Origin of the sequence: Leptolyngbya sp. PL-A3, assembly GCF_039962325.1 — a bacterium.
Classification (GTDB): Bacteria; Cyanobacteriota; Cyanobacteriia; order Elainellales; family Elainellaceae; genus Vacuolonema.
Genome location: NZ_JAMPLB010000040.1, coordinates 50265 through 62599, shown reverse-complemented (window position 1 = coordinate 62599; position 12335 = coordinate 50265). Strand labels below are relative to the sequence as shown.

General features: G+C 48.1%; 6 protein-coding genes. 1 reads left to right on the top strand and 5 read right to left on the bottom strand.

Going from position 1 to position 12335, the window contains the following annotated elements:
* The first annotated feature begins 737 nt into the window (after positions 1–737).
* On the top strand, positions 738–947 hold the full coding sequence (locus tag NDI52_RS23830) for a hypothetical protein (RefSeq protein WP_190775828.1): 210 nt from the start codon (positions 738–740) through the stop codon (positions 945–947).
* Positions 948–2004: 1057 nt separating this feature from the next.
* Here NDI52_RS23830 and NDI52_RS23825 read toward each other — a convergent pair.
* The 5 genes from NDI52_RS23825 to NDI52_RS23805 all read right to left on the bottom strand — a co-directional run bounded on the left by NDI52_RS23825 (position 2005) and on the right by NDI52_RS23805 (position 11819).
* Complete coding sequence (locus NDI52_RS23825) at positions 2005–2838, bottom strand: SWIM zinc finger family protein (protein WP_190789238.1); 834 nt, start codon at positions 2836–2838, stop codon at positions 2005–2007.
* Positions 2839–2890: 52 nt separating this feature from the next.
* Positions 2891–6268: a DEAD/DEAH box helicase gene (locus NDI52_RS23820; protein WP_190775830.1), complete on the bottom strand. Its 3378-nt coding sequence runs from the start codon at positions 6266–6268 to the stop codon at positions 2891–2893.
* Between the two features lie 145 nt (positions 6269–6413).
* On the bottom strand, positions 6414–7418 hold the full coding sequence (locus NDI52_RS23815; RefSeq protein ID WP_190775831.1) for a ParB/RepB/Spo0J family partition protein: 1005 nt from the start codon (positions 7416–7418) through the stop codon (positions 6414–6416).
* Complete coding sequence (locus NDI52_RS23810; RefSeq protein WP_190775832.1) at positions 7399–8022, bottom strand: ParA family protein; 624 nt, start codon at positions 8020–8022, stop codon at positions 7399–7401. The genes NDI52_RS23815 and NDI52_RS23810 overlap by 20 nt, the downstream gene beginning before the upstream one ends.
* Before the next feature lie 515 nt (positions 8023–8537).
* On the bottom strand, positions 8538–11819 hold the full coding sequence (locus NDI52_RS23805; protein ID WP_190775833.1) for a PAS domain S-box protein: 3282 nt from the start codon (positions 11817–11819) through the stop codon (positions 8538–8540).
* Between the last annotated feature and the right edge of the window lie 516 nt (positions 11820–12335).

The window sequence follows — 12335 nt, the reverse complement described above, 5'->3', positions numbered from 1 at the left end:
CTTCCTCATTTGTGGTGAGTTTAACCGAACTTACTAAAGGATGTTTTCACTACCCATAGCGCTTGGCTATTGTTCAGGACGCTTGATGTGTGGGTCACCTCTTCCAGCGCTTTACTAACATAGCAACTCTCATAGCATTCTGTAAACCCCCCTCCCCTCCCAAAAATGCAGCTTTTCTTGAATCTCCTTGAAACCCTTCTGTATCCTTAAGAGATTCAGATTGAAGATTTAGGGGAGATATAAGACTCGGATTGAAGGAAATATCGCCACAAGAGGCTTGCAATATCCCTATTTTGAGATGATGAGCTGGGCCTAGGACCTCGGTTGGGAAGGCCTCATTCCCAAACCCTTGACCAAGGGAACGGTTGCCCATTGCCCTAGTTCCTTTGGCAAATAGATGCGTTAGACCGCTTCGCATCGTTGAGGTTGGGAGTAGTTTTACTGAACAGGCTTCAGCAGTAGGTAGTTGCAAGCAGACGGTCAAATGCTAGGACACTTCAGTGAAGTCACGGTTGTGAATAGATACCAAGTGGTGCTCACCGAGCCGGAGACGATCACCCGTCAGATCATTTCTATAGAACGAGTAAAGCAAATCGCTTGCAGCAACCTAGGTGTAGCCTACTCTAACTTCAAGTAAAAACCAATTTTCAAAATTCTAAATGAAATTAAAGGTTATTTCATTGTTACTTCATATGCGCTGGGTAACTTAAGATTACCAACCTATTATGTGCAGTTCTATGGTCAATCTCCGTTCTCTTGTTAGCCATTTGAAGTCTCAGCATAATGCAGGACAGGGGTATGGCCCTGCATCTGATTTGGCTTACATGCCAGATGATATTCTTATGGAAGAGTACGATGCTGCTCTACTTGGTAACCAGAACAGCTACATATTAAAGGATTGTTTAAAAGAAGCCACCCGCAGAGGTTTGGTTTCTACATCCAGATAGGAAATAGGGTATGCCTGGTTAAAGCGATCGATACTGACTCTAACCAGGCATAATGGCATACTATGGCTCAACTATTTCGACCCATTGTGGTTCAGCTATGTCCGAGGCACTAGGGCTCACAAACCATTTATTAGCAGGTCTGATAACAATTTCTGTGGCCCTTACTTGGCAGAGATTCTATGTTCCATGTAGATAAGCAGATTTACTAGTTCAGTAAACCAGATTGACTTTGAGCAAGTTCCGTCCTATCTATAGTCGATCTGGCCTTCTGGTTTCTATAGAACCTATGTTCCTATTAAGACTACAGCCTTTCCCTGCCTGAAACCGAAAGCCTTGATGCAGCGATCGCGATCGCGTGATGTCTTATTCCCATGATCTAATGAGCCGGGTTAATTTGGATATGGCTAGGGCACCCGTGTCATTTGTCAGGAGATACTCCGGTAAAACCCATTGGGAACATAGCATCAACGAGTAAAGGGTCCTTAACAGGAATTGCCCTGCAGAGTGAGTAGTCGTAGCAGTGTATGGAATTTTAGTAACGGGTAATTGCAGCAACCCTTAGGGCTGCATCCCCAAGTTATCTACGGCAAGATTCATAGCTCACTCTAGTTACCCAATGCAGCACTGATTTCACTGAGCCTAGACAAAGCAGTACGAAAGCCAGGGCACGATAATCTTCTATTACGGTTTCCGGAGTGTGAGTGGAGAAGGGGAAAATTCCCCTTCTCCACTCACACTCCGGACCAATTGCCTACTTTACCAATATGGCGTAATGGCAAAATGAAAAATTGGTTCATCGTATAAAGTCAGCCGCTTTTCTTATGTACAAGCCTTTTCTTATGTACAAACAAACTGAGCTCTACGGCAACTTTAGTTGAGCCGCTCTTCTAGCCAAGAACTCATGAACACTCAAAAGTGGTTTGTCTACGTGTTTACGGACAAACCACTTCTGAGTATCCAATTGTGGAATGGCGATTACTTTAGCAACGTTTGAAACTCAAATTCTTCATTTCCCAGGCAAATGAAAGTTTCATCTCCTAAAACCCATGCTCTTGCTCTATATTGGGCTCTTTCGCCTAGCCTGTTCATAGAGATCTTCCATCGCTTCAATAAACGAATTATCCCGTGTCCAGAAGGCAGGATAATCCCCTTGTTTTCTGACAGCAATTCCCGGAACCAAGACTTCAGGTAAAGGTTCTATAGTCTGGGGTAAACGTCGGGCTCCATGCCAGAAATTGCGCAGCCCTCCAACGTCATCGGCGGCTTGAAGAGTGGGACGTGTGTAATAGGAAGTAGCCGACTGGGGCGAACGCTTTTGAAGCTGAAGTTCAGCAGCAAGCGCTTGACCCAAAGAAGATTTAGCTAATTCTTGATGCAGGGCTTCGCGGGATAAGCCACGTAGTTCAAACAGAAGAAATGGATCACGATCTAGTTCAGCAGCAACCATATAATGCACTCCTGCAATGTGCTTACAGGGATTGCTGTAGTCTGGGCAGGAACAGCTAGACTTAAAATCTTTGCGACTACGGGGAAGTAAATTTAATCCTAAAGTTGCGAAGGAATCTTCAATATTGTCGGGAATTTCGTTGAGTAGAAGGCGGGAGATGAGGCTGGCCTTGGAAGCAATGAGAGCGATCGCTGCTGTCCACTTTGCTGCACTGATGGGCAGAAATTTAATCGTTGTGGTGTAAAGCGGTTCTTTATACACTCCAAAATAGGGATTAACAGACCCTCTCACTTGCGCAGTTACCGTTCCCTCTTTTATTTCAAAGCTTTTAACTTTGCCGCCATTGGCATAGGAACGTCCCCGACTCAAGCGCCCTGAATCTGTAAACTCTTCCAATGCAGCAATGAATTTCTGTCCCCACCAACTGCGACTAAATTTACTCATTTCTCAACTGACCTCGCCATAAAAGTTGAACAGATTAGAAGTGGGGAAATCCTCATTCCATAACAGCACTCTTATTCAAAGCAATGAGTTGTCTAAAGGCATCATTATCTAATTCCGTTAGCCAGGATTCATCGGCCCCAACAATAGAACCCGCTAGTTTCTTCTTATCTTCGATCATGTCGTCAATGCGTTCTTCCAGGGTTCCGATCGCGACAAATTTATGTACAAATACATTCTTCTTCTGTCCAATACGAAAGGCACGATCCGTTGCCTGGTCTTCAACAGCAGGGTTCCACCAGCGATCGAAGTGAAAAACATGATTGGCCTTGGTCAGCGTAATACCTACCCCTCCAGCTTTAAGAGATAGGACAAAAACAGAAGGTTCTGTTTCAGGATCTTGAAATTCATTAATCATCTGCTCCCGCTTTTTACGAGAGGTGCCCCCATGCAGGTAGTAGGTGTTGTAGTGGCGAGTTTGGCGTAAATACTTTTCGACAGCTTCTCCAATTTCAGTGAATTGTGTGAAGATCAGGAGGCTTTCACCCTCGTCGATCGCCTCCTGTACCATTTCGTCTAAGCGGGAAAGTTTGTGCGATCGCTCCGGTGTAAAGTCACTTCCGTCCTGAAGAAATTGCATGGGATGGTTACAAATTTGTTTCAGTTTTGTCAGCGTAGATAAAATTAATCCCTTTCGCTCAATTCCTTCCGTCGTTTGGATCCTTTCTTCAACATCTTTGACCACGGCTTCATAAAGTGATGCCTGCTCCTTGGTTAAATTGCAGTAGAGTTTCTGTTCAACCTTGTCAGGTAAGTCTTTAATAATGGATTGGTCTGTTTTAACCCGGCGTAAGATAAAAGGCTCGACCAGTTTCTTCAACGTTTCTGCTTGTTGAGGCTTATTGTTTTTTTGGATGGGTAACTCAAAATTCCGGCGAAATTGGGTTTGGTTTCCGAGATAACCCGGATTGAGAAAGTTGAAGATTGACCACAAATCCATCAATCGGTTTTCGATAGGAGTTCCAGTTAAGGCTAATCGATGAGGAGCGGAGAGCTTTAGAACAGACTTGGTCAAATCAGCTTTAGGGTTCTTGATGTTTTGAGCTTCATCCAGCACAACACGGTGCCATTGAATATCACTGAATAACTTGATATCCTTCCGCGCCAGGGTAAAAGAGGTAATAACAACGTCATTTTCCCGGCAGGTTTTCTTGAACTCCTGGCTCTCCTTTGTCCGTTGGCTTCCGTGATGCACGGTTGCTCGTAACACTGGTGCAAACTTCTGGATCTCGCGGTGCCAATTGCCTACCACCGACGTAGGAGCAATCAACAGCGTGGGTGGAATTTTGATACGGTTTTTCCCGGCCAGTTCTCGCTCCTGCAATATACGGGCAATTACCTGGATCGTCTTTCCCAAACCCATATCGTCAGCAAGACAACCGTTCAGGCCGATCTCTTCTAGATATTGCAGCCAGGATACGCCTCGCTTCTGATACTCCCGCAAATTACCCTGAAGCTGAGCGGGATCGTCTACGGGTTGCAGTTGCCCTTTATCGTTTAGTTTGCTCAGCATGTCAGATAGAACATCCTGGCGATCGACCTGAATCTCCAGTTCCTCCTCATTACCTGCTGTCAGTTTTAGAAAATCTAGCAAGCTCAACTCTGGGTTCTCCTGCTGTTGAGCCTTCCAGAAGGTTAGCATTTGCTGCATCTTGTCCTGATCCAGCTCCATCCACTGGCCTCGGAACTTAATCAATGGTGTTTTTGCATTCACCAGTTGTTTCCATTCCTGATCCGTAAGAGGCTCATCACCGATCGCCAATTCATACTGGTACTCGACCAGGGTTTCAAGCGAGAAGTAAGCGCTGTTCTTCGTCTTGCCCCCAGACACAGACTTACCCTTTGCCCTTAAACGAACTTTAGCCCGCCGTCGCCCCTGCGGTGTCCACCAGGAAGGCACAATCACCTTATAGCCCGCATTCTCCAGTACCCAAGCGGATTCTTTCAGAAATGCAAATGCCGCGTTTAAATCCAGATAAATTCCAACTGGCTGATCTGTATCGAGCCCTTTCCAGAGTTCTGGATACATGCGAGCGGCGTATCCCAGGTTGGTTAGCAGATGTTGTTCAAAGTCCTTTCCCAGTTGCTTTTTCACCTGTTGTTGTTGCTTAGGCTTCATACGCCAGTAGTCCAGCAAGGCGACTCGCAAGGATGGATCACTTTTGGGTGCTACCTGCAATTGCAACGCCCAGGGGTCTTCTGGCTGAAGAGGATCTTGGAGTTGAAAACAAAGGTAGAAAGGTTGCTCAGTTTGAGTACGAACGATGCGATCGCGCCATGCCAGCCATTGTTTGTACTGCTCCAGCTTGTCGACAGATTTCCACGGCCGCCCCGATGGATGCAGACAGGCATAGAGGAGAGAATCTGCAATTGTTTTTTCGTAAGCTTGCGTGGTAGGGATATGCGTCGCAATGTCGGTTAACAAGCATTCCGAAAAGTGACGTAACAGGGTTTCGCGATCGTAAAACAAAGGCGTTTCTTGGGGTTTAGAAAACCCGGCAACACAAATCAGCGGCATGTAATCCACATACTGTTGCACTGTTGTTTCATACTCTTCACCAACGAACTCCCATGCGGGATAAATCTCAAAATTAGAAGAGTCTGTCGTTGCGGTCACATCAATCGTCTGGGTCACCGCTGTTTTTCTTGCCAGCTCCGCCGAACGGCGACGAGTTGACGTCGCTGTGCTACCTCGTGGCTTACGGGCCTGGGTGGATGCCGTCTTTTTGGAAGTTGCCTTAGCAGCGGTTGCGGTCTTCTTGGCACGAGACTTTGTCTCTTTTAGCGGTACAGGCGGCAATTCTCGGTATCGCAGGGCTGGAATGTATTGATCCTTATAAATAATTCGTTTGAGTGCCTGAGTGTAATGGAACCAGAACAATAAATCTGAGCCTAACTGCACATCAGCCAGGTTGTGCATGGCCAGGAAGTGCAAGTCATTGAGAACAGCCACAACCGAATTTGTGAGTTCCCCGTTTTTGGTTCGAATTACGGTGGGACAGCAGTCTATTTGCCAGTACTGCCACTCAAAGTTCTCCGGTAATTCTTCTTCCAGATACCGGGACAATTCCAACGAGGGAAGCGGTTCATTGTTGACGGTTGGCAGCAGGAAGTATTTTGGTTCGATGAGGTTTACGAGATTTGGGCGATCGCCCCCAGATTGCACTCCAAAATCATCGTGGAGCACTCCAGCTAAATCTTCCGACACCAGCTGGCGAGGATGGCGTTGGCTTTTAGCACTCAACGTCTGCCGTTCTGTAGTTTCAACCCAAAGATAGAACGAACCCTTCTGGACAAAATCTTCAGTCGTTGATGCATCCTTTGCTCGGTTCTCACCTACTTGGGGAATCCATGTTCCATGGAGAATTTGCATGGCACACAAACCTATGGCGCGGTGATAATTGCCTTTTAGGGTACCAGAAATTTTCTGTAAGTTGGATGAAGGGAAGCCTTGCGGCAGGTATCTTGTAACAAAGTACCTACCACGGGGGTTTCAGACCTGAGTCTTTAGGCGGGTGTCAACTCAGCAAGGTTTCTATCTCCTGCAACAGCTTTTCAAGGCGAGCACTTTTCTTGGGGTCTTTCCAGATTTTTGTTTTCTTGATGGCTTTTACCACAGCCATCAGCTTAGTCGAGATCGCCTCAGGAACATCGTCCTGTTGATGACGTTGCCGTAAGGATTTTACCTTTTGTTGAATCGTATCCACCGACAGGTTATGCTTCACAGCCTCGTCAAGCAACTGCTTTTGACGAACGGGATCTTTGATTTTTAGAACTTCGTTGACCTTGGTATAACTCAACCGACCCTGTTGCAAAATTTCTTGAATCGGTTCAGGTAGCCTGAGCAAGGGAACGCGATGCTTTCGGAAGCTCTCCGGGGTTAGGCGTCCAACAACATCAAACACGTCTTCAATAATGCTCCATTCCTCACTACGGACAACGTTGTCCGTAAGCCCTCGTTTTTGGTTAGAGGCCCGGTTCAGAATGCTGACTACTTCTTCTGGGGACTTCTGAAGATTGCGGCAAAGCATTCCCATAATTGCATTTGTCTCCTCCCACTTGTTGAGATCCCCCCGCTGCAGGTTCGAGATCGCTTTAATATCTTCGGCGGTAAAGTCATCTACCTCAAAGATTCGGCAAGGCACCTGAGTGAGCTCGGCAATTTCCGCAGAGCGATGGCGCTTCTCCCCAGCTAATAAGTCATATTCATTTGAATCGGGTCGCGGCCGAATTGAAAGGGGGTCAATAATACCAACCGCCTTCATCGATTTGGCCATTTTTTCCAGCTCATCGGGATCAAAGTACCGTCGAGCCTGGCTGGGATCGCGATTAATTTTGGAGCGGTCTACCCATACAATTTTGGGTGCCGAGTTTAACGTTGCAGCCTGTGCTTCGGCTTGAGGCCTGGAAGTTTGCTCCTCCATTGGAACTGAAACGGTATCAACGGAATCAGTGGCACTGTCTCCCTTGTTCCCAATCACAGCCATTAAGGTTTTGAAGCGGCTACTCTTTTCCGGCGGCATGCATAATCTCCTTTCCAATCGTGCAATATTCATTCCAGGCCATGCGAGCCCGGCGATCGCCCTTCACCTTATGCACTAAAATCCCGTCATTCCCTGCTTTCTGAAACGCGACGGCCTCGCGAATTTTTCCAGTAAATACAGGAAAGCCCATCTCTTTCAGAAAATCTCGGGCATCCGCTCCTTCTCGCCGGGGTGGTGGGGGAACTCGGGTCAGCAGGACTCGGTATTTGCCAGTTCCAATTTTCTGAAGCAGCTCAACCGTTTGTACCAGAGCATCTAAGGATAATGTATCGGGGGTTGTGGGTAGCACCAATAAATCACATCCCTCAAGGATCTCTTTCAAATCTTCGGCTTCGGCCCGAGCCTCAGTATCGATCACGAAGTGTTCACAGGCGCGATAGCGTGCGGCCTGGTTTACTCCGACGACCTTGAAGGGAAGGGGTTGATTGTTGGCTAATCCACGTTCTGCCCAACGACAAGCGGAGCGGTTAGGATCGCCGTCAATTAAAACAGTATCGCCTCGTTCTTGCAGGTACGCTGCAATGTGAATTGCCGTGGTAGTTTTAGCAACACCACCTTTGAAGCTTGCTGTGGTAATAATCATCCTGCTATTCGTAACAGCAACATTCACAGTGTAATCTGTTTACGGACAACCGCTTTATATTAAAGCTATTTTTTAGGGCAAAAGAAGAAGATAAACCCTATGTGTGAACTCTCTTCTTTTTTTAAAAAGCCGTTTGAGAAACATGTAGTAGCCACATCACATGCAGTGTCATTCCCGTATGTTTCTCAAACGATCAAGATATTTCTATGAAGTGATCAATCTGGACAAAAAGAGGACGGATGCAGTTGTGTTATGGGGGAAGTATGACGCATCCCACTTCCAACACACATGTTTCTATAGCGCTGTGCACGTTGATTAAGTACGGTGGTGTGTGGCACTTCGTGCCACACACCACCGTTGTTGTACTTAACGCACTTGCACATTGCTATACAGGCTTGGAACAATGACGTTGAAAGCCAGTTGCGATCGCCCGTCTAAGCTAGATCTTCTCATCCTTCTAAATACACCATGACGCCCTGCATAAAGCTAAAACGTATGCCTCAACATACACATCTTCATTTCTGCTCTAGCAAGCTAGCAATTGCCTTAATCAGGGCCTCAGGCTCCACAGGTTTGGCAAGATGCTGCTGAAATCCAGCCTGTCGAGCCTGTTGCTCATCATACTCACCGGCATAAGCCGTCAAGGCAATGGCCGGAACTCCGCCACCCCGTTCGGGCGATCGCTTACGAATTTGTTGAATTAGCGAATAGCCATCCATCTCGGGCATCCCGATGTCACTGATCAGGATGTCTGGAGGCTGGGAATCAAATTGCACCAGTCCTTCGATAGCCGAAGCTGCCATCACCACCTGCGCCCCTTGCTGGGAAAGAATGACGTAGACCAGCTCTCGCATATCTGTATCATCGTCCACAACGAGTACTTGAAGTTGGCTCAAGTCAGTATTAGGGGCTGTTATTGCACCAGCCGATCGAGATCTCGCTGGCCCCCGAAGCAGGGGTAAGCGCACAGTGAATGTAGCTCCCTGTCCATCTCCTGGGCTTTCTGCCTGAACTGTGCCGCCGTGTAGTTCTGTCAAATACCGCACAATCGCCAACCCCAGTCCCAACCCTCCAAATTTTCGGGTCGTTTTGCTATCTTCCTGCCGGAAGTAGTCAAACACATAGGGAAGAAATTCAGGATTGATGCCCTTTCCAGTATCTTTTATCTGAATTTGCGCATCCTGATCGACCTGGCAGAGATACACGCAGACTTGCCCATTGTGAGGGGTAAATTTCACAGCATTGGATAGCAGGTTCCACACAATTTGCTGAAGGCGTGTCGAATCTCCAGACACAGAATGCTCGCCCAGAGCCAAATGTGTTTCGATGTGAATATGCTTTGCTTCAGCCGCCAGTTGAACGGTTTCTAACGCTGACTCCACTACCGTCGTCAGGTTGACCGGGTGAATGTTCAGAGCCATCTTACCCCGCAGAATTCGGGAAACATCCAGCAAGTCGTCGATCAACTGGGTTTGTAGCTTTGCATTGCGCTCAATGGTTGCTAGCGCACGTTTGGTACTGGAGGCATCGAGCTGTTGACTTTGCAGGAGGCTAGACCAGCCCAGAATTGGGTTGAGGGGCGATCGCAACTCATGGGATAACACGGCCAGAAACTCATCCTTAATACGGTTAGCCCTTTCGGCCTCAGCTCGGGCGGCCTGCTCCCGCTTCAGAAGTTGTTCCCGCTCTGCTTCCTCATTCTTACGCTGGGTAATGTCGTTGAAGGAGATCGCGACGCCATCGCCTAACTTAACGGCCATGTTGCGAAACCATCCGGTCGCCCCATCCAAGTTGTAGGGCAATTCAATATCATGGGGTTCACCCGTTTCTACCACCTGCCGATAGCGTTGGAATAGCTCACGGTTGAGCTCGTTGTTGGGTGATACCGTCAGCAACCGTTGTCCAATCAAATCTTCAACGGGATGCCTGAGAATTTCAGCCGCTTTAGGATTGACATAGGCCCAGATGAAATCCACGATCGCCCCTGTCTTATCCCGCATGCTATCGAGAATGGTAAAGGCATCCAGCGACAATTCTTGGCTAATACGAAAGCGTTCTTCACTGCGACGCAGAGCTTCTTCATCACGTTTGCGATCGCTAATATCTACAAACGTTGCGATCGCCCCAATAATCTGACGTTTGGAATTTTGCAAAGGAGCTGCACTAATGAGAATGTCGTAGTAGCTGCCATCGCTCCGCACCATGCGAGATTCAAAAGCACTACTGGCCTCTCCCCGCAAGGCTTTTGCAATAGCATAATCCTCCGGTGGAATGGGTTGCCCCTGGGTGTCGTAAGCCATCCCCCAATTCAGCAAATTCCAATCCGGAAGCGACTCCTCAGGGTCTTGCTGGGCTAGCCGTCGAGCTGTGGAATTGACAAAGGTAATGCGGCCCTCAGCATTGCAAACGATAATGGCATCGGCCGCTTGCTTGAGGATGGTACTGAGCAGAATCTGCTGCTCTCTCAGGGCGGCTTCCGTCCGCTTTAACTCGGTCAGATCCAGGTAAAAGCAAATAATTTGCTCCTGCTCGGTATAGGGCTCATTCAGGAGCGCGGCACCAATCATAATGGGAACGCGGTGTCCATCCTTGTGGATGTATTCCTTCTCAAAGGCTTGGGCAACCCCTCGTTGCCGCAGTTCCTCAACTGCCTGTAAGTCAAGATAGAGCTGTTCGGGAGGGGTCAGGTTCATCCATTGAATGTGTCCTGCCTCCAGTTCATCGCGACTATAGCCGATCATGTTGAGCAAAGCATCATTGGCATACAGCACATTGCCGTCAAAGTCTCCCATCGCAACCCCAAAGGTGCTAACTTCCACCAGACGCCGAAACTTCGCCTCACTCTGCTTTAAGGCTTCCACCGCTAACTGGCGATCGGTTATATCCTGGGCAATGCCCACGATTTTTTCAATTTCACCCGCTTCATTGCGCACAGGAAAACCGCGATCGCGTATCCAACGAATCGAGCCATCGGGACGAACAATACGGTATTCACTTTCGATCTCGTCCTTATGCAGGCTAGTGGTGGCGATCGCCAGAACCCGTTCCCGATCGTCGGGATGCAGTGTCTCAACCCAGCGCGAGTAATCCTGATAAATCTCCGTCCGAGAGCGTCCCCAAATCTGCTCATAGGCAGGGCTGACATAGAGTATTTGAGGAACACCAAAATCACTCATCCAAAACACGTCTTGAATGGTCTCTGCCATTAGCCGAAAACGGGCTTCACTTTCGCGCAGAGCCATTTCCGTACGTTTTTGATCCGTGATGTCTTTAATTAGAACAAGCCAGGCCCGTCTCCCTAAATAGGTCTCTTCATGTGCCGTGATCTCAACATCAATCAAACTGCCATCCTTCTTACGATGCCGCCAGACACCCGAGTAATCCAGCGCTAGGGGCGTTGTCGACAGCTTATCTAACTTATTCAAAAGCGCAGGAATCTCTTCAGAGGGGCGAATATCGCAAACACTGATGCTCAGAAATTCATCTCTGGAATAGCCATAGTGCTGAATGGCCGCTTCATTTACATCCAGGAATATCAGGGTTTCCGCATCAAAAACCCACATGGGCTGCGGATTGTGCTCAAACAGGCGGCGATACCGCGACTCCCGCTCCCGCAAGTTATTCTCATCGTTCAAGCCACGGGCAAAGTTTTCCACAACTTCTGAGCGCGACATGCCACGTCGATGGGCTTCTTCTTCCAGGAATCGCCAAGCTGTTGCGGTTAATGTGATGCAAACTTGCTGCTTCGTCTCAGTCTCCCAATTGGGAACAAACTTGCCTGTCGTATCACGCTTCATGGAGGGGAGGCCCGTATATATGCACGGTTTCCTCTATTCAATCCTGCTTAATCTTCAGTAAAAATCCCTCTTAAGATAGAGGATTAATGGAATGGAACGCCATTAGTCGTAAACCTTGAAAGAAACAGGACTTACCCACCTTTGTTGTGGGTGGGGGTGCTCTGCACCCCCACCCACAACAAAGGTGTTCTAGATATAGCGGACTTGCGTAAGCCCTAGGAAATTAAGCCTGTTGAAAGGGCAATTGTCTCCCTGTACAGCCTTTGTCGCGTTAGTTAACGTCAGTTCGGGATAAGCCGAACCGCCCATTATTGCGTGCGCGACGCGCACGCAATAATGGGCTTTTTCGAGTGCCGCGCTCCGTGCGGCACTCGAAAAAGCCCTTAACCCGGACTGAGGTTAGTTAGGACATCAGGAGCAGGTGGGAGCAATGCCCCCATCCGATCCTGATGTCCTAGCTAACGGGATCTAGCAATAGATGCTGAAATTAAAGGTTTAACAGCGCATTTCACGCTG

What these genes read in the sequence shown, in the direction of transcription:
- NDI52_RS23830 (WP_190775828.1), top strand. Translation starts at nt 738, where the DNA reads ATGGTCAATCTCCGTTCTCTTGTTAGCCATTTGAAGTCTCAGCATAAT.
- NDI52_RS23805 (WP_190775833.1), bottom strand. Translation starts at nt 11,819, where the DNA reads ATGAAGCGTGATACGACAGGCAAGTTTGTTCCCAATTGGGAGACTGAG.
- NDI52_RS23815 (WP_190775831.1), bottom strand. Translation starts at nt 7,418, where the DNA reads ATGCCGCCGGAAAAGAGTAGCCGCTTCAAAACCTTAATGGCTGTGATT.
- NDI52_RS23810 (WP_190775832.1), bottom strand. Translation starts at nt 8,022, where the DNA reads ATGATTATTACCACAGCAAGCTTCAAAGGTGGTGTTGCTAAAACTACC.
- NDI52_RS23825 (WP_190789238.1), bottom strand. Translation starts at nt 2,838, where the DNA reads ATGAGTAAATTTAGTCGCAGTTGGTGGGGACAGAAATTCATTGCTGCA.
- NDI52_RS23820 (WP_190775830.1), bottom strand. Translation starts at nt 6,268, where the DNA reads ATGCAAATTCTCCATGGAACATGGATTCCCCAAGTAGGTGAGAACCGA.